Source organism: Billgrantia aerodenitrificans (genome assembly GCF_021404405.1).
GTDB lineage: Bacteria > Pseudomonadota > Gammaproteobacteria > Pseudomonadales > Halomonadaceae > Halomonas > Halomonas aerodenitrificans.
This window is the reverse complement of sequence record NZ_JABFTV010000001.1, coordinates 417584-440164: the sequence shown is the minus strand read 5'-3', so window position 1 is coordinate 440164 and position 22581 is coordinate 417584. Positions and strand designations below refer to the sequence as shown.

Here is a 22581-nt window from a genome sequence, read left to right as displayed (position 1 = left end):
GTTACCGCGACGAGAACATCTCGTTCAGCTCCCCCCTGAGCCATTCGATGAGCCGAGTGCTGCAGCGTCGATTATCAGCGGGGGAAAGCCACAGACACAGCCGGGCGGGCGTCTCGACGAAGCCCCAGGGAGCGATCAGCCGTCCCTGACGCAGCTCGTCCTCGACCAACAGCCGGGGCGCTATCGCCACCCCCAATCCGGCCACTGCCGCCTCGATCAGATAATAGAGATGATCGAAGCCCTGCCCTTCGGCCAGCGCCCGGTCGAGACGCGCCGAATCGAGTCCATGCGCACGCGCCCAGTGCGGCCAGGCCTGTGGGCGCGAGGCGGTATGCAGCAGCTTGATGTCAAACAGCGTCGCCGGCCGCTGCGGATCGAACCGAGCGGCCAGCTGCGGGCTCACTACCGCACCGATGTGTTCCGCTGCCAACTCGACCACCTCCAGGTCGGCCGGCCATGGCGGTTCGGCAAACGTCAGCGTTGCGCTTACCTCGCCTCTTCCCGGGGTAGCTTCGCTCTCGCTGGCGACGACATGCAGCTTTAGTTCTGGCAGCGCACGATGCAGGCGATCGAGCCGTGGAATGAGCCAGCGTGCCAGCAGGCTACCCGGACAGGCCAGGATGAACGGCGCCGCCTCGACGTCACGCTTCAACTGCGTGCAGCTGTCACGCAGGCGCAGGAACGCCTCGCCAACGCCGTGCTGCAGCCGCTCCCCGTGATTGGTGAGCTGCAGGCCGCGCCCCGCCTTGGTGAACAACGCCACGCCGAAGTGCTCTTCCAGGCTTCGCAGCTGACGGCTGACCGCACCGTGAGTCACGCTGAGTTCGTTCGCCGCGGCCGTGACGCTACCCAACCGCGCGGTGGCCTCGAAAGCGCGCAGGGCGCTGAGGGAAGGCATGGAGTGCATCGATTTGTGACTCTGGCTCACATATGGCCGCCATCTTATCGATTTTTCGCCCCGCCTGTCTGCGTTAGTTTCGTCGAAAGCTCCCCTGAACCTTCGAGGCAACCTATGACCGACCTTTCGATGCAGCCCGATGCCCATGGCATGTTCGGCCGTTTCGGCGGCCGCTTCGTCCCCGAGACGTTGATGCCGCTGATTAACGAGCTTCAGGCCGAATACGATACGGCCCGGCAGGACAGTGAATTCCAGCGCCAGCTCGCCTACTTCCAGCGCGATTACGTTGGCCGGCCCAGCCCGCTCTACTTTGCCGAGCGTCTTACCGAGCACTTTGGCGGTGCCCGGATCTATCTCAAGCGTGAGGAGCTCAACCACACTGGAGCTCACAAGATCAACAATTGTATCGGCCAGATTCTGCTCGCCAAGCGGATGGGCAAGACCCGCATCATCGCCGAGACGGGTGCCGGCATGCATGGCGTCGCCACCGCCACCGTCGCGGCACGCTTCGGCATGTCCTGTGTCGTCTACATGGGCGCGGCCGATATCGAACGCCAGCAGCCCAACGTGTTCCGCATGAAACTGCTCGGCGCCGAGGTCATTCCAGTGACGACGGGTACCGGTACGCTCAAGGATGCGATGAACGAGGCGCTGCGCGACTGGGTGACCAACGTCGACGACACCTTCTACATCATCGGCACCGTGGCCGGACCACACCCCTACCCCGCCATGGTGCGTGACTTCCAGGCGGTGATCGGGCGCGAGACCCGCGCACAGATCCTCGAAATGGAAGGACGCCTACCCGACTCTCTCGTCGCCTGCATCGGTGGCGGCTCCAACGCCATGGGCCTGTTCCACCCCTTCCTCGCCGATGAATCGGTCGAGATGATCGGCGTCGAGGCCGGCGGCAAGGGCATCGACACCGGCATGCACGCGGCAAGCCTCAGCGGCGGCGCGCCCGGCGTGTTGCATGGCAATCGCACCTACCTGTTGCAGGGTGAGGATGGCCAGATCATTGACGCCCACTCGATATCCGCCGGGCTCGATTATCCCGGCATCGGCCCCGAGCATGCCTGGCTGCATGAGCAGGGGCGCGTCGAGTACGTCTCGATCACCGACGACGAGGCGCTCGCGGCGTTCCAGTGCTGCTGCCGTCAGGAAGGGATCATTCCCGCGCTCGAATCGGCCCACGCCCTGGCCGAAGTCGCCAAGCGGGCACCGACGCTGCCCCGCGACCACCTCATGGTGGTCAACCTGAGCGGACGCGGCGACAAGGACATGATCAGCGGAGCCCAACATCTCGGGGAGAATTTTCAATGAACGCCGCCACAGAGAGCCCCATGAACGACACCACTCGCCTGGACGAGCGCTTTGCCACGCTCAGGGCGGAGAAAAGGCCAGCCCTGGTCACCTACGTCACCGCCGGCGACCCCGACTTCGAAACCTCGCTGGAAATCCTCGAGGGGCTGCCGGCGGCAGGCGCCGACGTGATCGAGCTCGGCATGCCGTTCAGCGATCCCATGGCCGATGGCCCTGCCATCCAGAAGGCGACGCTACGCGCCCTCGAGGGTGGGCAGACGATGGCCCGGACACTCGAGCTGGTACACGCCTTCCGCCAACGGGAGTCGCAAACGCCGCTGGTGCTGATGGGCTACTACAACCCCATTTACCGCTACGGCGTGGAGCGCTTCCTCGAGGACGCTGCCCGCGCCGGTGTCGATGGCTTGATAGTGGTCGATCTGCCACCCGAGCATGATGACGAGCTATGCCTGCCGGCCAAGCGACATGGCATTGCCTTCATCCGCCTCGCCACGCCGACCACCGATGCCAAGCGGCTGCCACGGGTGCTGGATAATGCCTCGGGCTTTCTGTATTGCGTCTCGATGAACGGTGTAACGGGCGGGCGCGAACCCGTGGTGCAGGACGTCGAGCGCATGGTGGGTCAGCTGCGCGAGCGTAGCCGCTTGCCTGTTGCCGTCGGTTTCGGCATTCGCAATGCGGCACAGGCCGCGGCGATTGGCCGATTCAGTGATGCCGTGGTAGTCGGCTCGGCGCTGGTAGAAGCCATCGATAGCGCAGAGACTCGACATGGTGCCGTTCAGGCGGTTCATGGCCTGGTGCGTGAACTGGCCGCAGGCGTGCGCCGGGGTGCCGATACCTAGAGCGACTCTGGTGGCCTAAGCGACGTGGCTCCTGCTGCACCCAACCGGAAATGCCCTGCCCCGACCTGACCCAATCAGTGGTGGGCAGACCTGTCCAGTATGGCTTCGCTCCCTCCGCCGAAGTCTCGGGCAAATTCCTCGCGCAGCCACGCCGCAACCTCCTCCAGCGCAGCATGTCCGCCAAACCGCCGATGCCGGACCAGTTGATAGCGCAGCCCCGGCAGCCTCGGCCCGAAGGGCACCTGAAGCACGCCGCGCTCGAGCTCCGCTTTCACCAGTGTGAGACTCAGCAATGCCACCCCCTGACCGGCAATGGCGGCCTGGATGGCATGGCTCTCGTCAGAGAAGCTCAAGCTTGCGCCGAGGTCGGCCTGGGTCAGGCCTGCCGCCTGGCACCAGTGCTGCCAAGAGGGCAGTCCCAAGGTGGAGCAGTGCCAGTCGAAGACGATGTGACGCACTACCTTCAGGTCTTCATACCCTGTCAGTGCCAGCCGTGGGCTGGCCACTAGAGCAAAGGCATCCTCGGCCAGTACCTCGGCTTCGAGCTCCGGATAAGGCCCCATGCCATAGCGAATCGCCAGCGACGCGCTACGTGATAGATCCAGCGGCGCCTCGCTGGCGTGGATGCGCAGATCGGTATCGGGGCACCGCGCATGGAAGTCGGCCAGGCGCGGCAACAGCCATTGGCTGGCAAAGGCCGGCGTGCAGGAGAGCGTTACGCTACCGCCATCACCTTGCTCCCGCAGCGCCTCCAGCGCTTCACCGAAGGCATCGAAGCCACGCTGCAGCACGGGAAGCAGCTGCATGGCGACCGGGGTCGGCACTACCTGGCGAACGCGGCGCTCGAATAGCGCCACTCCCAGCAGCGCTTCCAGATCGCGCACCTGATGGCTGACCGCAGCCGGCGTGACGGCCAGCTCCTCGGCGGCCCGTTTGAAACTGCAATGACGCGCCGCCGCTTCGAAGGCGCGCAGTTGGGATAACGGCAGCGTGCGTCGGTTCACCGACATCTCCTTATCGAAAAGCCCAGCCTATGGACAAGCCCAGCTATTCCATCCTTCAAGAAATGGTCGTTTGTCAGCCTTGCATCATGAACCGATCCTGTCTCCCACGCATCATCCGAGTTGAGTTCTTCTTGTCAGGAGACGTTCATGGTCACACTACTCCACCTCGACGCCAGCGCCCGCTCCGGCCGCTCCGGTATCGATCCGCATGGCTCTCATTCCCGCCGCCTCAGTGCGCACTTCGTCGCACAATGGAAAAAAGCCCGCCCCGACGATCGCATCCTCTATCGCGACGTGGGCCAGCATCCTCCGCACCCCGTGACCGGCGAGTGGATTCACGCCGCCTTCACCAAGCCGGAGGCGCGTGAGCCCTGGATGCATGACGCCCTGGCCGAGAGCGATGCCCTGGTCGACGAACTGCTGGAGGCGGACCTGATCGTTGCCGGCGTGCCGATGTACAACTTCGGCGTCCCGGCCGGCTTCAAGGCCTATATCGACAACATCGTACGAGTCGGACGCACCTTCGGCTTCGACCGCTCGCGCCAGGGGCTTCCCTACTGGCCAATGCTGACCGAGATGAACAAGCGCTTGGTGGTGCTGAGCTCCCGCGGTGACTACGGCTACGAGCCGGGCGAGCGCATGGCCCAGGCCAACCATGTCGAGCCGCACATTCGCACCGTGTTCGGCTATCTGGGCATCGACGACGTGCACGGCATCGCGGCGGAGTACGACGAGTTCGGCGGTGAGCGGCTGCAGGACTCGCTGGCCCAGGCCGAGCAGGATATCGATGCCCTGGTGGCGGCTTTGGCCAAGAATCTCGAGGAGGATCTGGTAAACGCCTGAAGGAAAGCAGGCCACGCACTGCGTGGCCTGCGACGCGTACCGGGTGGTGCAAGCACTGGACATAGGCAGCGGATGAGGCGATAAAAAAGCATCTCAAATAGGTAAGCAACAATAACGACAATCAGGAATCGCCAGATGGAACTGAAGCGACTGCCCACTCTCGCCGCACTGCTGCTGGCCTGTTCAATGCCCACCATGGCCGATATCGAGGGCTCTGCCGACCACCCGCTGCTCGGCCGCTTCGGCGATGCCACCATCAGCGCCTACCAGGCCTCCAACTACGCTGCCGCAACGCTGCCCAGTGGCCCGATCGCGGATGCCAGAGCAGTCGACAACCAACTCGAACTCGAAGGCCGCGTGACCCGTATCGGCTACCGCCTGCCCGTCGAGCATACCGCTCTCGAAGTCGCCCGAAACTATGAAGCCAACCTGACCGAGGGTGGTTTCGACATCCTCTTCCAGTGTACCGGGCCTACCCAATGCGGGAGAGGCTTCAGTCGCTATGTGATCAATGAAGGAGTGGTCTTCCCATCAGCCTTCGACCGAGCCGCGTTCAATGACAACTTTCGCGCGCTGCTGGCCATGCGCGCCGACGAGCAAGGCACGTCCCATGTCTTCCTCTACATCATGGAAGACCGACCCAATGACCGCACGCTGGTCCGCCAGGTGGTGGTCGAGAGCGAGGCACTGCAGCTCGGCCAGATCAGCGTCAAGGATGCCAGCGCCCTGCAGGCCGCCCTCGATGCCGATGGCAGCGTGATCGTCGATGGCATCTTCTTCGCCACCGACAGCGCCACCATCGAGGCGGAATCGGCCGAGGCCCTCGAGCAGATGGCCGAGCTGCTGCGCAGCGCACCCGAACTCAGCGTGTACATCGTCGGCCACACCGACAACCAGGGCAGCCTCGACTACAACCTGGAGCTCTCACAGCGGCGCGCCAATGCCGTCGTCGAAGCCCTGGGCGCTCTCGACGCCATCGACACCGCCCGGCTGGACGCCCGCGGCGTGGCCTCGCTCGCTCCCATCGCCAGCAACGCCAATGAGGCCGGCCGGGCGCAGAATCGCCGGGTTGAACTGGTCTTGAAGTAACAAGCCGTCGACGCTTTGGCCCACTCCACTAGATATTTGCACCTCCATCGATAGTGAACTCCGCGCCGGTGATCGAGCGCCCCTCCGGGCCGGCCAACCAGGCCACCAGGCCGGCCACGTCGTCGGCCTCGTTGTAGCGGGGAATGGCCATCAAGCTACGCTGGGGGTCGGAGAGCTCGCCATCGGCGGGGTTCATGTCGGTATCGGTGGAGCCTGGGTGCACGATGTTGACGTTGATGCCCCTTGGCCCAAGATCACGCGCCAGCCCCTTGGTCAGCCCCACCAGGCCCGCCTTGCTCATGGCATAGAGGCTGATGCCGGACCAGGGCACCCGAACGGCAAGGTTGCTACCGATGGTGATGATGCGCCCACCCTCCGGCATATGCCCCACCGCCGCTATGGCGGTCACTACCGGCGCCCGCAGGTTGATCGCGATGGTGCGATCCAGCTCCTCCAAGGTGACTTCCTCGATCGTCCCGGACGGGAAGATGCCCGCGTTATTGACCAAGATATCGAGCCCGCCTAGCTCGGCCACCGTGCGTTCGACGGCGGCCTTAAGCGCCGCGTCGTCACGATTGTCGGCACGAATCGCCATGGCCCGCCCACCTGCCGAGACGATCTCGTCCACCACCGACTGCGCCTGGGCTTCTCCGTTGACGTAGGTCACCGCCACGCTTGCCCCTTCCGCTGCCAGACGCCGGGCAATGGCGGCACCGATGCCGCGGCTGCCACCGGTAACCATCGCTACCTTTCCGCTGAGTTGCTGCATGTCTCGTCTCCGTTCAAGCAATTTATGTAGTGATCGATACACAAACAAGATGGCTAGACAGCCAAGCCGCTGTCAAGATATTTTGTAGTTATCGATACAAAAAAGGAGCAAGACATGCCTCAGCGCGGTAGACCCCGCGGCTTCGACAGGGAAGAGGCCCTGCGCCGGGCCATGGAAGTCTTCTGGACCCGGGGCTACGACAACGCCTCGCTCGCCGACCTGACCCGGGCCATGGGCATCAACGCACCCAGTCTCTACGCCACCTTCGGCAGCAAGGAGGCACTGTTCCACGAAGCGGTGGCACTCTACGTCCAGACGGAAGGCAGCGGTATCTGGGAGCAAGTGGAGACGGCGCCGACGGCACATGCCGCCATCGCGCACGTACTGCATGCCACGGCCGAGGCATTCACCCGCGGCGATACGCCTCGCGGCTGCATGATCGTGCTTGCCGCCCCGCAGATGCAGGGGGCCAATGCCCAGGTCTGCGATGCCTTGAAGGCCCACCGCAAGGAGAACGGCTGCCTGCTGGAGCGCCGGTTGAGGCGTGCCGTCGAGGAAGGCGAGCTACCCGCCTCGACGGACTGCCGCGCCCTGGCCAGCTACTTCGTCACCGTGCAGCACGGCATGTCGATCCAGGCCCGCGACGGCGCCTCGCGCGAGACCCTGCTGCGCATTGCCGACTGCGCCATGGCGAGCTGGGAAGCACTGACTAGCTGACCGGCGAGCAGGGCTCACCTTTCCCAGTTGGCTGTTCCTGTACGTCTCCGCCTATCGCCCCGACATGGCGCAGGCTGACGATGGAAACCACCGCCAGCGCCAGGATGGCGATGCCGCCCACGGTGGCGGTCACGTTCAGCCCCGCGGTAAAGGCCTGCTGGGCTTCCAGCAGTACGCCGGCAGGCAGGCTATCGCCGGCCGAGACGGTGGCCCATAGGCTCTCCTCCACGACTCCCACCGCCTCGGCAGCTTCGCCACCGGCCATCGTCGCGCTGACCTGAGCGCGATAGACGAAGGTGGCCAGACTGCCGAGCAGGGCCACACCCAGCGCCACTCCCAGCTCCTGCACCATCTCCGACATGGCCGAGGCCGAGCCGGCCTTCTCCGCCGGTGCGGCACCCACCACCAGATCGGTTCCCAGGGCGGCGATAGTGCCAAGGCCGAGATAGACCAATGAGAACCCGGCTATCGCCATGCCCACCCCGTTGGCGTTCACTTCGACGGCGGCCAGCAGCCAGTAGCCCAGGGTGGAGAGCGCCAAGGCGGCGCCCACCACGTAGCCGGGACGAATGCGTCGGGCAATCAGCGGCGCCATGATGCCCGCCAGCACCATCGCGAGCGCCGGCGGCCCCATCCACAGCCCCGCCGCCAGCGGTGTGAGCCCCGCCACCAGTTGCAGGTACTGGGTCACCAGCAGCATCACGCCGGACACGCCGACCAGCCCCACCAGCAATACGATCAGCGCGGCGCTGAAGGTGCGGCTGCCGAACAGCCGCATGTCGAGCAGCGGGTCTTTTAGATGCTGCTGGCGGCGCACGAAAACGAGCGCCATCAAGCCACCCAGCGCCAGGGCAAGAACGGGAACCGGTTCGAGCCCCAACTTGGCGAGTTCCTTGATGCCGTAGACCGCCGGCAGTACGGCTGCCAACGATAGCGCCACGCTGGCGAGATCCAGCCTACCACTGCGCTTGGCGCGATACTCCGGTAGCAGAATCGGCGCCGCGATCAGCAATACGGCCACCACGGGCACCGCCACCAGGAAGGCCGCCCCCCACCAGAAGCGCTCGAGCAATACGCCGCCGACTACCGGCCCCAGTGCCATGCCCAGGGCGAACATGGTGGCCCACACGCCGATGGCCAGGGCGCGCTGGCGCACGTCGCCGAACATGTTGCTGATCAATGCCAGGGTCGAGGGCATCAGCGTCGCGCCGGCCACGCCCAGCACTGCGCGGGCGGCGATCAGCATGGCAGCACTGGTGGAATAGGCGGCGATCACCGACGTGATGCCGAAGGCCACGGCACCGATCATCAGCAGCCGACGGCGGCCGATACGGTCACCCAGCGTGCCCATAGTGATCAGAAAGCCGGCGATCATGAAACCGTAGGCATCCATGATCCACAACGCCTGAGTACTGCTCGGCTGCAGATCCGCCGCCAGGGCGGGCAGGGCCAGATAGAGAATGGTGACGTCGAGACCGAGCAGCACGGTGGGCAGCGCCAACACTGCCAGACCGGCCCACTCCTTGATGCCCGCACGCTGCCGGGCGATGCGCGAGCCTGACGCTTCATCGAGGGAAACCATGCCATGCCTCCTTTCCGTAGGGTTGGCATGGTAGTCTTGGCCCATACTGATAGGGTTACAATATAGCCAGTTATCCTATTACTATGAGTAACTACTACAGGTAACTGCCTGGAGCACTGCCATGGCCGGACGCAGCCTCGACAGAACCCGCAGCGAACTCACCGAGTTCCTGATTCATCATCGCAGCAAGCTGACGCCGGCCGACGTCGGCTTGCCTTCCACCGGGCGTCGGCGCACGCCCGGGCTGCGGCGCGAGGAAGTGGCCACCCTCGCCGGGGTGGGACTGACCTGGTACACCTGGTTCGAGCAGGGGCGCGATATCAACGTCTCGGAGAGCTTCGTGCTGAAAGTCTCCAAGGCCCTCAAGCTCGACGACGCCGAATGCTGCCACCTGTTCCTGCTTGCCCATCGCCGCCCGCCGCCGGTGGAAGCATACCAGTGGCAGGAAATTCCGCCCCTGGTGCAGAGCCTGATGGACGACATGCCAAGGCCCGCCTACGTGATGAACCTGCGCTGGGACATCATCGCCTGGAACGCCGCCGCCGATGCCCTGCTCGGCTTCAGCGACAGGGCGCCCGGCGGGCACAACATGATGCGTCTGCTGTTCGCCGATCCGGCGCTGCGCAGACGCCTTCCCGACTGGCGTCAGGACGCCTCCCGCCTACTGGCCCAGTTTCGCTGCGATCTGGCCGCCGCCCCCGAAGATCCCGCCATGCAGGAGCTGATCGAAGCGCTCGCCAAGCTGTCGCCGGACTTTCGGCGCTGGTGGGAGCAGCCCAACCACGAAGCCTATCGCTACGGCATCGGCACGCTCATCGACGCCGACTCGGCTACGCAGACGTATGAACACACCACGCTGCTGGTGGATGAGCACCGACATCTCAGGATGGTGGTTTACTTCACTGCCGACTGACCGGGCACCGGACAGTGCTTTCGATGTCACCTTCCAGAGTCGAACCGGCCACCACAGCCTTGCTGGTACGGTTCATCGCTGCCGCGACTCTCGTCTCTTTCGCCACCGACCTGGAGCGCGGCTTATAGAACATCACGCCATTCCCGACCAGGATCGTCATCAGTCCCACCAAGGCGTACGGCGTCCACTGATAGCCCTCCACCAGAGTGGAGATACCCAGGGCGACCAGAGGAAACAGCAGGGTCGCGTAGGCCGCCGGACCGGGGCCGATCCGGCCCACCAAGGCAAAATAGACGCCGAAGCCGATCACCGACCCAAAGATGGCCAGATAGAGTAAGGCGCCGACATAGGTAGGCGAGGTATCCACCACGAAGGGCGTACCGCTGATCACGACCAGCGCCAGCATGATCAGGGCGCCGTAGCCCATGGCGTAGGCGTTGGTGGAGAGCAGGTCCAGGCCGCGCCGCTGATGACGCAAACTGAGCATATTGCCGAGGGAGAAACCATAGGTTCCTACCAACGCGCAGCCCAAGCCGAACAGCACGCTGGCATCCAGCCCACCACGGTAGATGTCCGGCCAGAATAGACAGACCATCCCGATCAGGCCCAAAGAGGTTGCCAGCAGCAGCCGCGACGTGATGGTTTGGCGAAAGAAGAGCACACCATTGACGGCGTTGAACAGTACCGCCATGGAGAACACCACCGCAATCAAACCACTGGTGATATAGGCGGAGGCGGTATAGAAGAAATAAAAATTGAGGCAGAACACACACAGGCCCTGCAAAGCGCAGAACAGATGATCGCGCACACCTAGCCGATGCAGCCGACCGCTGGCCGATAGCCATAGCAGCAATACGCCGGCGGCCAGAGCGAAACGATAGAAGACCGAGAGCATCACCGGCACCTCGCCGACTTGCAGGGCAATGGCGATCCAGGTGGTACCCCAGATCAGCACGGTGGTCGCATAGAGCAACAGGTTCATGCTCGCACTCCTCGGTATTCGAACGACCAAGTGTGCGTCTCTCAGCGGTCTCAGGCATTCAGCTTCTTGCGCCGGACATTCGATTCTTGCGCTTTTTCGCGATCCTGCCGGTCTTCGCTTGGCCCGCTCCAGGCGGCCAGCTACTATCGAGCCAAGCATCGAGCCAAGCGGTTAGCGGCCGAGGGAGAAAGGGGCCATGCAGTACCATGTCTTCGAGCGTCTGGGACAACACCATGCCCAATTGAAACGCGCCGCCCAACTCGACGGCGGAATCGGCCTTTCCCAGTGGTACAACTGCAATGACCACATCGCGCTCGACAAGCCGACCCATCACACCTTGAGCCTTTACGTGGCCGATGGTTACGAGTCCTACCGCAAGACCTCCTCCGGCTGGCGCAACGGCGGCGCTCCTGATCGTTTCTGCCTGATGCCCAGCCAGCACGAATCCACCTGGGATGTCCGCGGCCCTCTCGAGTTCGTTCACCTCTATTTCACCGACAAGCACCTGGCAGGACTGGCAGAGCGGGTTTGGGACAAGGACGCCACCGGCCTGCTGCTGGATGAAAAGACCTTCGCCGACGACCCGTTGATCGCGAGCCTGTATCGTCAGTGGCTGCTTGCCCTCAACTGGCAGGAGCGGGCCGACCGCCTGGCTCTGGACAGCGCCACCACCCTGCTACTCGTGCATTTGCTCAGGTCCTACAGCCAGCGCCAACGAGTGCTGCCAAGCCCCCGCGGCGGGCTGGCGCCCTACCGCCTGCGGCAGGTGCTCGACTATATCGAGGCCCACCTGGACCGGCCGCTGCCCCTCGCCGAGCTGGCCGCTCAGGTTCAGCTCAGCGAGTATCACTTCGCCCGCATGTTCAAGCAGAGCCAGGGGCTATCCCCTCATCAGTACGTGCTCCAACGCAGATTGGCGCGGGCCGAGACACTGCTGCACGAGACGCCGTTACCACTAGCCGAGATTGCGCTGGATTGCGGCTTCAGCTCCTCGAGCCACCTGGCCAGTCGCTTTCGCCAGGCCAAGGGGATCGCCCCCTCTCGACTGAGGGAGTCGACACCTGCCCAGATACCGGAGCCCCCGACAGAAACGTAGCTGTTCCGAAAGTCGGCAAGCTTCCCATTCGGCTCAGCAGCGTGAGCAGTCGCCTTCCGTGGACATAGTGGCGGATCTCATCGTTGGCAGCTTGGTTAACCCGCCCTCAGTAAGAATGGAACCTCACACCCCATTCCTTGAGGCGGTTCATGACCGATTCCGGATCCAGGATCGTTTCCGGATGATGGAGCCCAGGGGCGACCGGCTTGCCGCCATCCAGACCCAGCAGGCGTTCGATGGCCAAAGCCAGGCCCATGCCGCTCATGCCCTGGTGAAAGTCGCTATCCTCGATTACCCAGCGGGTACGCTGCGACTCGCCACACCTCCCCACCCCTGCGACATCAATGATCAGACGATGGCCGAGAGACGCCTCCTCATCCTCGCGCATGGCCGCATCGATACGTACCGACATGGCATCGGTTACTGCTGCCAAGCTGACAACATCCAGCAACGGATAAGCCTGCCCCTGGAGAGTCATACCGTCTATATCGGTGAAGGTACGCTGGGCTTCCGCTCCTGCAGCCCAGACCCAATGGCCGTCTACGAGCATCAGCGGATGGGGCGCAATACCCGCGACACGCGCCATATCCGCCTGGGCCGTCGGCCCACCAATGTCTGCCGGTGAGAAAATGGCGGCCATCTCGATGTTATCCACTCGCTGTAGATCGCGTACGGCATGCAAGGTCGCCAGCACGGCGATGCCGCCCAGAAAATGGCCGAGCAGCAGCACGGGAGACGCTGTGGGCCGTGCAATCGCCATTGCCACCTCCGGGCCGATGTCGAAGGCATAGTCGGCTATCGCCACATACGGCACACCATGCGCTTGTGCGAATTGCAGCGCGTTCAGCGAGTCGTCTTTCAACAGTACGACTACGGCACTGAAAGCGGCGCTCCCATCCAGCCCAAGGTCGGCCCGCTCCAGATCGACGGCAACGGCCGAGGCATGCCCGATCTCCGAGGCCAGTTGGCGGACCTTGCCGAGGTCACGCCCGGCGATGGCGACCGGCAGCTCAGGGTGCATGCTGCGCAGCGAACGGGCGGCTCGTGATCCGACACGACCGGCGCCACCGATCAGCAGCACGGGGTCGAGAGTTGAAGCGCTCATGGTCCAACCTCCGGCTCGAGATCGTGGAAGCGGGCTCCGAACTCCTGCATGCGCTGCACGAAATAAGCCGGATCGAGAAGGCTGTTGGGTAGATAGAGCCCCGGTGCCACCGGCGTTGCACCGTCAAGGCCGAGCAGGCGCTCCACGCCGAGCGCCACGCCCAGTGCCGTCAGCGGCGCCTGACCCGCGGGGTGCACGATGCCCTGCCGAACATGGCGGGGGCTTCCGTCCCGCCCCTGTCCACTGACCTCGAGCAGGATCTCGGTGGAAAATGGCTCACCCCGGCGACGGCTGGAGGTTTCACCGAGAGCAAAGTCGAAACGGATCGACTCTGCGTCGGTGGCTCCCATCATGCTGAGCAGGTCGAGATTGCCAAAGGCGGCTCCTGTCACGGGCGTTCCATCCAGCATGGTGAACGTACGTTGTGCCCTCTCCCCTTGCATCCATAACCACTTACCCGACTCGCGCATCAGCGCACTCGTGACGGCACCGGTCTGGCGTACGTAATCGGCATGAGCCGCCGGCCCGCCCATGTCCTGCTCATCGAGTACCGCGGCAATTCGGATAGACCGAACCGTGGCAAAGTCTCGTACCAAATGCAGCAGCGAAAGCGTCGCACTCCCAGCCAGCCAGTTGCTCATCATGAGGATGGCCGAACGCTCGGGAGCATTGATGTGCAGTGCAACCTCCGGGGCTATCTCGAACGCCGCGGTCGAAATTCCCAGATGCGGCACTCCCTGCTGCTGGGCATAGCGCAAGGAGCTCAGGGTATCGTCCTTCAGGAAGGTGACCACGGCACGGAACCTCTGGCTTTCCGCCAACCCCAGCCCAGCCTTTCCAAGCTCGACTCTTGTCGCCTCGGCCTTTCCCAGCGCCTGGGCGATGGCAGTGGCCTTGGCCATGTCACGCCCACCAATGGCAAGCGGCAATTCTGGATACAAGCGCCGCAGTGTTCCGGCGGCTTTCTCTCCCACCACGCCGGAGCCACCAATGAGCAGAACCGGATCCTCGATTCGTCGAGACATGACAGTGCCCTCTAAAGCCTACGATTAGTAACTTACCTTTTGTAGGTTACGCAAGGTAGGTTATCCTCGTCAAGGATGCTGTGCGACGTCATGGAAGCGAGATACTCGAGAGAAGCAGGAAGTTAGGCATGACCAAACCAAGAAGACTGACGAAGGCCGAGCGCCGCGAGCAACTGCTGGAGACAGCCTTCGACATCGTGCAGAAAGAAGGCACCGATGCTCTCACCCTGGGTTATCTGGCCGAATGCGCCGGCGTCAGCAAGCCCATTGCCTATGAGCACTTCGGCACGCGAGCCGGCCTGCTCATCGTCATGTACCGACAGCTCGATCATGCCAAGGAGGTGGCTTTTCTCGCTGCGCTCGACAAGGCGCCACGCCACCTGGAGAGCATTGCCCAGGTCGTGGGACGAGCCTATATGGAGTGCTATACGGATGTCGGGTCGGAATGGCATGCCCTATCGGCGGCTCTGAAGGGCGCCGAAGAGATGGAAGCAGTGCAGCAAGAACTGCTCGATCACTATGTAGATCTCTACCAGGAGGCACTACGCCCTTACTGCAACCTTGACGAAGGGACGCTGCGAATGCGCTGCATCGGCATCATCGGCGCAGGCGAAGCGATATCGAAGGAGATGATCCGCGGCCACACCGACATGGCGACAGCCGCCAGTTGCCTCGCCTCGCTCATCGTGTGCTGGTTGAAATCATGAGTCCGTGGAATTCCCCCAGTGCTCGAGAAGCATGTCGATGAACAACTGAGCCGTGCTGGAAATACTGTGGGAACTGCTTCTGACCAGACCGATGGTTCGCTGGATGCGGGGTTCGGGAAGTTCACGCGAACAGAGCGTGTCATGGTCCGGGCCGGGCATTGTCATCTTGGGCAGAATCGCCACGCCAAGCCCGGATTCGACCAGGCCAAGTGAGGTGGAGAGGTGCTGAACTTCGTAGAAGCTGTTCAGCCGAATGCCTTCGGCTGAAAGTGCATTGTCCAGCAGGGTACGATTTCCACTGTCGCGACTGACGGTAATCAATCTGACCTGCTCGAGATCCGCCCATTGAATACTCTTCTTGGCCGCCAGCGGATGGTCGGATCTCAGGGCCAGAACGAAGGGATCACGTAATAGCGGTGTGAAGGAAACCTCCGCGCTCTGTGCACTGAACATGTTGATGCCGAAGTCGGCCTCGCCGTTGATGACCCGCTGCAGCCCCTCGTTGGCACTGACGTCGAGAATGCGAATGCGAATACCCGGCCAAGCCTCGCTGAAGCCGCGAATTACGCTTGGCAGGAAGTAAAAAGCGGCGGTGGGTAGGCAGGCGATCGTGACCGTGCCCTTCTGGTGCGTCGCCAGTTCTCGCATGTTCAGAATCGACGACTCATATTCCTCGATCATACGCCTGGCGCGCGGCAGAAAATCCGCTCCAATCGGCGTCAGGTGTGTCCTGCGGGTGGTGCGTTCGAGCAGCTCGACTTCCAAAAGCTCCTCGAGCTTCTGAATGCGTCGCGATAATGCCGGCTGAGACAAATGCAGACGCTGCGCAGCCTCATGGAATGAACCCAGCTCTGCAACCAATATAAAGGCTTGAAGATCAAGGAATTCCAGGCGATGTGTCATCGATGCACTCTTGCATAGGATAATATGTATTGATAAATATAACACATTAATGCAGATATAGAATCAATATAAGGATTTATTTGCATTTGAAGCATTAGTTGCTCGCTGACATGCTCACATCACGATTCCCAAACGCGATGTGGCATGACGATGATGAATAGCATTCCCTGCATGATCATGCGCGGCGGCACCTCCCGAGGCCCTTTCCTGCGCATGAGCGACCTTCCCAGTGGCCAGGACGCCCAGGCCGAGATCCTGCTAAGCCTGATGGGCTCAGGCCACGCCCTGCAGATCGATGGCATCGGCGGCGGGGATCCGCTGACCAGCAAGATTGCCATCGTGGAACGCTCTTCCCATGCCGACGCCGACGTCGATTACCTGTTTGCCCAAGTCGACGTCCTCAATCGCCGCGTCGACTTCAGCCCGAACTGCGGAAACATGCTCTCGGCGGTCGGCCCCTACGCGATCGAGACGGGCCTGGTGGAACCCCAGGAGGGCAAGACCGTGGTGCGAGTGCGCAATCTCAACACCCAACGCCTGATCGAATGCCACGTCCCCACGCCGGGCCGCCAGGTCTGCTATGAGGGCAACACATCCATCAGCGGCGTGCCCGGAAGTGCCGCCGGGATTCAACTCAGCTTCTTGGACATCATGGGTTCCAAGACCGGCGCGTTGCTGCCGACAGGAAAGGCCTGCGACTCGATCGAAGGCGTCGCCGTCACTTGTCTCGACGCGGCAACGCCGATCATCATGCTCGACGCTGCGGACCTCGGCCTAAGTGGCGCTGAACCCCCTGACGAACTGGATGCCAATAGCGCTTTTCTCGAGCAGCTCGAAAGCATTCGACGCAAGGCAGGACAGAATATGGGGCTGGGCGACGTCAGCAACGGTGTCTTGCCCAAGCCAGTACTTCTCTCCGCAGCGCGTGACCGCGTTAGCACACTGTGCGCACGTTACTTCGTCCCCCACCGCTGTCACAAAGCCATCGCCGTTACCGGAGCCATTGCCGTCGCCTCGGCGGTCAGCGTTCCCGGCACCATCGCCAACCGCATCGCAGTAGAAAGTGGACGGATGACCGAGGGTGAGTGCCTGGCACAGGTGAGGTTGGAGCATCCATCCGGCTACATCGACCTCGACGTCGAGCACCGCCAAGGCAATGCCAACGTTATCGCGCGTGTATCGCTGATTCGTACCGCCAGAAAGATCATGAGCGGCACGATCTTCTACACCGCCTCAACGACACCCAGTGAGACAATGCCTGCACTGCAGACCAATTGATCATCACCATCAACGGGTGACCTGACACCCACAAACGACAACAACCCAGGAGCACGCCATGAACACTCACAAGACCACTAACTCACTTGGCCGGTTGAAAAAAGCCGCCGTCCTTAGCCTGGCAATTGCCGGGCTTGGTTTGACGCTCACCACCCCCGTGCAAGCCCAGGACGCAAACGTGCCCAGCACCATCAAGTGGACCATTCCCTTCGGCGTCGGCGGTGGCACCGATGTCTGGGCCCGCTTCTTCTCCCCCTGGCTCAGCGAACACATTCCAGGTGAGCCCACCATTTCAATCGACAACGTGCCGGGCGGCGGCTCAATCAACGGTGCCAACCTCTTTGCCACGCGGGCCAGGAGCGACGGCAGTGACTGGCTAGGCACCTCCGCCTCGACCCAGTTTCCCGCCATGCTCGGGGACCGGCGGGTACGCTACGACTACTCCACCTGGACACCGATCCTGGCAACCCCGACCGGTGGCGTCGTCTACGCCCAGCCCAGCCTGGGTGAGGAAAGCGAGAGCGCAATTGCCGCCCTGCTGGAAAAGCGAGTCAAGCTGGCGGTGCAAAGTCACACCGGACTCGAGCTGCCGGTGCTGATCGCTCTCGATATGCTGGGTGTCGACGTTCAGGCCGTCTCCGGCATGCAAGGCCGTGGCGAGGGTCGCCTGGCCTTCGAGCGTGGCGAAGCGGACATCGACTTCCAGACCACCTCAGCCTATCTGAGCAGTGTGGCCCCCCTGGTGGAGTCGGGCCGTGCCGTCCCGCTCTTCTCGCTCGGTGTACTGAACGAAGAAGGGCAGATCGAGCGCGATCCGGCGTTCCCCGACCTGCCGACCTTTACCGAAGTCTATGAAAACCTCAACGGTGAGGCCCCGAGCGGCACCGCCAATGAAGCCTATGAGAAGTTCTTCGCCTCAGGCTTCACGCTGCAGAAGCTGATCATGGTGCCCAAAGGCACGCCTGATGAGCTCGTCGAGATTTACCGGGAAGCGGCCCTCGAGTTCGTCGAGACCGAACAGTTCAAGCAGGAGGCTGACGCCCACTTGGGCCCCTACACCCCGATCGTTGGCGATGTCGTCGAGAGACATCTCGAACAAGCCATGGCGCTGGATGACGATCTTCGCGAGTGGCTGGCTGACTGGCTGAAAACTAAGCACGGCGCGAGTATCTGACGCGTGAGAACGGGCATCGGTCCCTTGGCGACAAGGGCCGATACCTTTGGGTTCAACTCACCGCATAACACGAGAGCCGCATTTCATGTTCGATATTCTTCTCTCCAGTCTGGGGCAGCTGTTCACTCTGGATCATCTGCTCTACATGGTCCTCGGCGTGTTGGTAGGCCTAGTGGTTGGGATCATTCCCGGTCTCGGCGGCATCGCAGGTATGGCGCTGCTGCTGCCCTTCCTCTACGGCATGGAGCCGAGTGTCGCCCTCGGCATGCTGATGGGTCTGGTCGCCGTGATTCCCACCGGCGATACCTTTGCCTCGGTGCTGCTGGGCATTCCCGGCTCCAGCGCCTCCCAGGCCACCGTCATCGACGGCTTCTCCCTGGCCAAGCGCGGCCAGGCGGCACGGGCTCTTTCCAGTGCCTTCCTTTCTTCGATGATCGGTGGCCTGATCGGCGCCGCCGTGTTGACGGGTTTCATTCTGATCGCCCGGCCGGTGGTGCTGTCGTTCTCCTCCTCCGAGCTCTTCATGCTGACCCTGCTCGGGCTATCGATGGTAGCGGTGCTCTCCGGACGCGACCTGCTCAAAGGGCTCGCCGCCTGCGGCCTGGGCCTGCTGATCGGTACCATCGGCATGGCGCCAGCCACCGGGGAGTTCCGTCTCAACTTCGAGATCAACTATCTCTTCGATGGCGTACCGCTGGTAGTGATCGGTCTTGGGATCTTTGCACTTCCCGAGATCATCGACCTGCTGGTCAAGCGTGGCGCCATCGCCGGGGAACGCACCCGACTCGGCAAGGGATGGAAACAAGGCCTCCAAGATGTCGGCAAGAACCGTGGCCTGGTAGCACGCTGTGCAGGCATCGGTAGCCTGCTGGGCACGATTCCCGGCCTCGCCGGCTCGGTGGTGGATTGGATGACCTATGGCCATGCCGTACAGAGCGCCAAGGATAAATCCAAGTTTGGCCACGGCGACATCCGCGGGGTCATCGCACCGGAAGCCGCCAACAATGCCTGCGCCTCTGGCGCCATGGTGCCCACTCTGCTGTTCGGCGTGCCTGGCTCGGGCACCGCCGCCGTCTTCCTGGGTGGTCTGCTGCTGCTAGGCTTGCAGCCAGGCGTCAGCATGATCGAGACCAATCTAGACCTGACCTATACCATCATCTGGTCGCTGGCCTTGGCCAACATCATCGGTGCAGCGTTCTGCCTGGGCCTGGCGCGTCCAGTTGCCAGCTTGACCCGCGTGCCCTTCGTCATCCTGGCCCCTCTGATCACAGTGCTGATCATGTTTGCGGCCTTCCAGGCAACACGCTCCCCGGGAGACCTCCTGGCCCTCGGCGCGATCGGTGCCCTTGGCGTCCTGTTCAAGCAGGCCGGCTGGTCACGCCCCGCTTTCCTGATCGGCTTCGTCCTGGCACCTGGCGCTGAAGCCTACTTCTACCAAGCCGTTCAGTTCCAAGGCAGCGCTGCCTTCATGCGCCCAGGTGTGTTGATCATCGGCGCCATGATCCTCGCCGCCCTGTTCTTGCCCATGTTTCGTCAGCTTTGGCGTAAGCTCCGGTCGACCGATACCGAGCAAGCGCCTGCGGTTGGGGAAGCACCTGCGACCGGCAGCAAGCCGATAACCATCGGTGGCATTGATCTGGTGATCTTTACCGCTCTGCTGGGAATGGCCACCTATGGCTGGTTCCACCTTGCCGACCTCAGCCTGCTTGGTGGCCTCATGCCCCGACTGGCCCTGGCAATCATGGGCGTCGCCTGTCTGCTGGAAATCCTGCGCAGCCTTGTCCGTAAGCCAGCGTGGCAACACCAGCCTCTACTTCAGCAAGTCGTCTGGTTGGCAGGCTTCTTCGCCTTGGTCGGAGCGATCCTGACGTTCGGCCTCGTCACCACCGCAACGCTGTTTTGTCTGGCTTTCCTGATGTTCATCGCACGTCTCAAACCGTGGGTGGCTATCGCCATGTCTGCTGGGGTGGCGATCTTCCTGGTAGGCATGGCGAAACTGCTAACCCTGACCTACCCGAGCGGACTGATCGATCCATTACTGTTCGGCTGAGGTGTCACTCAAGAACGAACCGCCGCTCAATTGCGCGGCGGTTCGTTTTCTCTCGGAAGCATCGCCAATGAGACTGAATTATTCCGCCTCTCTCGGATAGACGACGAAGGCCAACTTATTGCCATCGCGGTCACGCACATAAGCTGCATAAAAACCTTCGCCGTATTGAGGCCGATAGCCCGGGGCACCTTCGTCACTGCCTCCGTTGCTGATGGCAATTTCGTACAGCCTGTCGACCTGCTCCGGTTTCGCGAATTGGAAGGCGGTCATGGTGCCATTCCCCACACCGGCTTCATGACCATCGAAGGGATAGCCGACAATGAACCTGGGGAAGTCGAGGTCGGTCTCTTTGCCGTAGGAGACGCAGGCCTCGTCTTTCCAGCAAACGTCCCAGCTCATTTCAGCGAAAAGTGGATCGTAGAATGTCAGCGCTTGCTCCAGGTCCCGAGTTCCGACCATGGTGTAGGCGATCATGCTGAGATACCTCCTTTATCGACTCATCATGTCTCCGAATGGCAGCGTAGTTCAGCCTGCTTTTTGCGCCACTGGCCCAGCGCCCAGCCCAGGGCCGGCAGCACCAGCATCGCCGAGGCCCAGGCGCAGGCGGCAAAACCGAAGTGGGTGAAGATCGGCCGATAGAGCAGCGCACCGACAAACATGCACAGATAGGTGATGGCGCTATACAGTCCCATGATGGCTCCCCGCTGCGCCGGGTCTATTTCGGCGAGCTGGCGCATGAGCAGGTTCAAGCCGAGATGATTGGCCACGCCCCAGGCAAGACAAAGCGCCAGCAACACCGGTGGAAGAGCGGCGGCCGCCATCAACCCCAGATAGACCAGCATCAGGCCGGCAAAGGTGACACAGGCAGCAGCGGTCGCACCGTAGCGGTCGACCAACCGCCCCAGCGGTGCGGCAGCGCCGAAGCCCAGGCCATAGACGGCAATCGCCAGCCCGGCGAAGGACGTGGGAAGCTGCAGCACCTCGCCCAGGTGTGGGCCGAGATAGGTGTACAAGCCGTAGAACGCCGTCATGTAGGCCGCGACGTTCAACAGCACCGGATGAATGCCGGGAATTCGCAGGGCCTTGAGAGTGGAGCTCGGCGCCTCACCGACCGCTCTCACGCCCCAATCGTGGCAACGCGAGATCCCCAGCGCCAGCCCCACGGCAGCCAGCGCCAAGAGGGAGAAGACGGCACGCCAGTGCAACAGATCGGCCAACAGCGCCGCCAGGCCGACCCCGACCACCAGACTCAGCGTCCATCCCGTCAGCACGAAGCTCAGCGTCTGGCTCTCGCGTCCCTTCTCGGCCACCTGAGCGGTGAGGGTATAGATCGCCGGCAGCGCCACGCCCGCCGCCAGGCCGGCCAGCGCCTGGGCGACGATCATCATCCACAGCGCCGGCGAAAGCGCAGCGGCGCCCAGGGAAGCCGACAGCACCAGCAGCGCCCGCATCAAGGCACGCTCGGCGCCGATACGATCGCTCAGCGAAGCCAGCATCAGTGCACTAAACGCTGTGGCCAGGCCATAGAGCGCCGCGGCCGTTACCACATCGGCGGCGCTGCGGCCCGCAAACGATGCCGCCACCGTGGCGGCGATAGGGCTCAGCGCCAGCGAATTGGCACCGATCACGGCAATGGCGGCGGTCAGCAGGAGTACGCGACGAGAGATCACGGCTCGCTCCATATAGGGTTCGAGATTACCATTGAAGAAAGGAATCACGTTCGGAGCAATCACGAAAATGCCGAATTCTGAAAAAACAGAAATCGTTCGGGACAAGGGGCCAGAAGCCCGCCCTCTGGACACCTTCGACCGAACGATATTAGGCGAGCTGGCTGTGGACGCCGGGCTCAGCTATGCCGAACTGGGCAGCCGCGTGGGGCTGTCGGCACCGGCTGTGCATGAAAGGGTCAAGCGGCTGCGCGCCACGGGGCGCATTCGCGGTACGGTGGCGGTGCTGGACGGCCCCGCCACCGGCAAGCCTTTCCTGGCCTTCGTGCATGTCGATACCACCGGGGGCAGCAAGAGCCGCACCTTCAGAGCGCTGGCCGAACTGCCCGAACTGGAAGAGATCCATTCGGTGGCCGGCGACACCTGCACCCTGCTCAAGGTGCGCTGTGCCAGCAGCCGCGCGCTGGAGGGGCTGCTCGCTCGGCTCTATGCCATGCCGGGCATCAAGGCCACACGCAGCTATGTGGTGCTCTCCACCTATTTGGAACGTACACCTCAAGCGGGCATCACCGAGGCGCTGGAAGAGCCGCCCATGGACGAAGCTCCGCGCTGAATTT

The 22581-nt window shown here is 62.9% G+C and carries 22 protein-coding genes; 12 read left to right on the top strand and 10 right to left on the bottom strand.

Annotation, left to right across the window (positions count from 1 at the left end):
• Position 1 precedes the first annotated feature (1 nt).
• On the bottom strand, positions 2 to 898 hold the full coding sequence (locus HOP59_RS02135) for a LysR family transcriptional regulator (RefSeq protein ID WP_234252645.1): 897 nt from the start codon (positions 896 to 898) through the stop codon (positions 2 to 4).
• 114 nt (positions 899 to 1012) lie between these two features.
• On the opposite strand from HOP59_RS02135, the gene trpB reads away from it, so the two are divergent.
• Both trpB and trpA read left to right on the top strand, forming a co-directional pair.
• On the top strand, positions 1013 to 2218 hold the full coding sequence (gene trpB / locus HOP59_RS02130) for a tryptophan synthase subunit beta (RefSeq protein ID WP_234252644.1): 1206 nt from the start codon (positions 1013 to 1015) through the stop codon (positions 2216 to 2218).
• Positions 2215 to 3060 (top strand): tryptophan synthase subunit alpha, encoded by an 846-nt coding sequence (gene trpA, locus HOP59_RS02125; protein ID WP_234252643.1) that lies wholly within the window; start codon positions 2215 to 2217, stop codon positions 3058 to 3060. The genes trpB and trpA overlap by 4 nt, the downstream gene beginning before the upstream one ends.
• Before the next feature lie 74 nt (positions 3061 to 3134).
• Here trpA and HOP59_RS02120 read toward each other — a convergent pair whose 3' ends face one another.
• Entirely contained in the window at positions 3135 to 4064 is a 930-nt protein-coding gene (locus HOP59_RS02120) for a LysR substrate-binding domain-containing protein (RefSeq protein WP_234252642.1), read from the bottom strand.
• A gap of 147 nt (positions 4065 to 4211) precedes the next feature.
• Here HOP59_RS02120 and HOP59_RS02115 point away from each other — a divergent pair, with 147 nt between their 5' ends.
• A complete protein-coding gene (locus tag HOP59_RS02115; RefSeq protein ID WP_234252641.1) occupies positions 4212 to 4907 on the top strand; it encodes an FMN-dependent NADH-azoreductase in 696 nt (231 codons plus the stop codon).
• A 135-nt stretch (positions 4908 to 5042) separates the two neighbouring features.
• Positions 5043 to 5996 carry an OmpA family protein gene (locus HOP59_RS02110; protein WP_234252640.1) on the top strand — a complete coding sequence of 318 codons (954 nt, stop codon included), beginning with the start codon at positions 5043 to 5045 and terminating at the stop codon, positions 5994 to 5996.
• A gap of 28 nt (positions 5997 to 6024) precedes the next feature.
• On the opposite strand, the gene HOP59_RS02105 is transcribed toward HOP59_RS02110, so the two are convergent.
• Complete coding sequence (locus HOP59_RS02105; protein ID WP_234252639.1) at positions 6025 to 6765, bottom strand: SDR family NAD(P)-dependent oxidoreductase; 741 nt, start codon at positions 6763 to 6765, stop codon at positions 6025 to 6027.
• A gap of 114 nt (positions 6766 to 6879) precedes the next feature.
• Here HOP59_RS02105 and HOP59_RS02100 point away from each other — a divergent pair, with 114 nt between their 5' ends.
• Complete coding sequence (locus HOP59_RS02100) at positions 6880 to 7482, top strand: TetR/AcrR family transcriptional regulator (RefSeq protein ID WP_234252638.1); 603 nt, start codon at positions 6880 to 6882, stop codon at positions 7480 to 7482.
• Here the strand turns inward: HOP59_RS02100 and HOP59_RS02095 are convergent.
• Positions 7475 to 9064 carry an MFS transporter gene (locus tag HOP59_RS02095; RefSeq protein ID WP_234252637.1) on the bottom strand — a complete coding sequence of 530 codons (1590 nt, stop codon included), beginning with the start codon at positions 9062 to 9064 and terminating at the stop codon, positions 7475 to 7477. The genes HOP59_RS02100 and HOP59_RS02095 overlap by 8 nt on opposite strands.
• 121 nt (positions 9065 to 9185) lie before the next feature.
• Between HOP59_RS02095 and HOP59_RS02090 the strand changes: the two genes are divergently transcribed.
• Complete coding sequence (locus HOP59_RS02090) at positions 9186 to 9977, top strand: helix-turn-helix transcriptional regulator (protein WP_234252636.1); 792 nt, start codon at positions 9186 to 9188, stop codon at positions 9975 to 9977.
• On the opposite strand, the gene HOP59_RS02085 is transcribed toward HOP59_RS02090, so the two are convergent.
• On the bottom strand, positions 9964 to 10959 hold the full coding sequence (locus tag HOP59_RS02085) for a DMT family transporter (protein WP_234252635.1): 996 nt from the start codon (positions 10957 to 10959) through the stop codon (positions 9964 to 9966). The two genes, HOP59_RS02090 and HOP59_RS02085, sit on opposite strands and share 14 nt — an antisense overlap.
• A gap of 196 nt (positions 10960 to 11155) precedes the next feature.
• Between HOP59_RS02085 and HOP59_RS02080 the strand changes: the two genes are divergently transcribed.
• Positions 11156 to 12055 (top strand): helix-turn-helix domain-containing protein, encoded by a 900-nt coding sequence (locus tag HOP59_RS02080; RefSeq protein WP_234252634.1) that lies wholly within the window; start codon positions 11156 to 11158, stop codon positions 12053 to 12055.
• A gap of 106 nt (positions 12056 to 12161) precedes the next feature.
• Here HOP59_RS02080 and HOP59_RS02075 read toward each other — a convergent pair whose 3' ends face one another.
• Both HOP59_RS02075 and HOP59_RS02070 read right to left on the bottom strand, forming a co-directional pair.
• Positions 12162 to 13160 (bottom strand): potassium channel family protein, encoded by a 999-nt coding sequence (locus HOP59_RS02075; protein WP_234252633.1) that lies wholly within the window; start codon positions 13158 to 13160, stop codon positions 12162 to 12164.
• Positions 13157 to 14185 carry an NAD(P)-dependent oxidoreductase gene (locus HOP59_RS02070; RefSeq protein ID WP_234252632.1) on the bottom strand — a complete coding sequence of 343 codons (1029 nt, stop codon included), beginning with the start codon at positions 14183 to 14185 and terminating at the stop codon, positions 13157 to 13159. The genes HOP59_RS02075 and HOP59_RS02070 overlap by 4 nt, the downstream gene beginning before the upstream one ends.
• 128 nt (positions 14186 to 14313) lie before the next feature.
• On the opposite strand from HOP59_RS02070, the gene HOP59_RS02065 reads away from it, so the two are divergent.
• Positions 14314 to 14892 carry a TetR/AcrR family transcriptional regulator gene (locus tag HOP59_RS02065; protein WP_010629805.1) on the top strand — a complete coding sequence of 193 codons (579 nt, stop codon included), beginning with the start codon at positions 14314 to 14316 and terminating at the stop codon, positions 14890 to 14892.
• Here HOP59_RS02065 and HOP59_RS02060 read toward each other — a convergent pair.
• Complete coding sequence (locus HOP59_RS02060; protein ID WP_010629806.1) at positions 14887 to 15795, bottom strand: LysR family transcriptional regulator; 909 nt, start codon at positions 15793 to 15795, stop codon at positions 14887 to 14889. The genes HOP59_RS02065 and HOP59_RS02060 overlap by 6 nt on opposite strands.
• A gap of 144 nt (positions 15796 to 15939) precedes the next feature.
• On the opposite strand from HOP59_RS02060, the gene HOP59_RS02055 reads away from it, so the two are divergent.
• The 3 genes from HOP59_RS02055 to HOP59_RS02045 all read left to right on the top strand — a co-directional run bounded on the left by HOP59_RS02055 (position 15940) and on the right by HOP59_RS02045 (position 20297).
• The gene (locus tag HOP59_RS02055) at positions 15940 to 17073 is read left to right on the top strand and encodes a 4-oxalomesaconate tautomerase (protein ID WP_010629807.1); all 1134 of its coding nucleotides are present in this window, start codon (positions 15940 to 15942) and stop codon (positions 17071 to 17073) included.
• Between the two features lie 58 nt (positions 17074 to 17131).
• Positions 17132 to 18247, top strand: coding sequence for a Bug family tripartite tricarboxylate transporter substrate binding protein (locus tag HOP59_RS02050; RefSeq protein ID WP_051004687.1), 1116 nt, complete (start codon positions 17132 to 17134; stop codon positions 18245 to 18247).
• Between the two features lie 85 nt (positions 18248 to 18332).
• The gene (locus HOP59_RS02045; protein WP_010629809.1) at positions 18333 to 20297 is read left to right on the top strand and encodes a tripartite tricarboxylate transporter permease; all 1965 of its coding nucleotides are present in this window, start codon (positions 18333 to 18335) and stop codon (positions 20295 to 20297) included.
• Between the two features lie 78 nt (positions 20298 to 20375).
• Here the strand turns inward: HOP59_RS02045 and HOP59_RS02040 are convergent, their stop codons facing one another.
• Positions 20376 to 20771, bottom strand: a complete 396-nt coding sequence (locus tag HOP59_RS02040; protein WP_234252631.1) for a VOC family protein — start codon at positions 20769 to 20771, stop codon at positions 20376 to 20378.
• Positions 20772 to 20797: 26 nt separating this feature from the next.
• Positions 20798 to 21967, bottom strand: a complete 1170-nt coding sequence (locus HOP59_RS02035) for an MFS transporter (RefSeq protein ID WP_234252630.1) — start codon at positions 21965 to 21967, stop codon at positions 20798 to 20800.
• Positions 21968 to 22034: 67 nt separating this feature from the next.
• Between HOP59_RS02035 and HOP59_RS02030 the strand changes: the two genes are divergently transcribed.
• Complete coding sequence (locus HOP59_RS02030) at positions 22035 to 22577, top strand: Lrp/AsnC family transcriptional regulator (RefSeq protein ID WP_267965818.1); 543 nt, start codon at positions 22035 to 22037, stop codon at positions 22575 to 22577.
• Positions 22578 to 22581 lie beyond the last annotated feature (4 nt).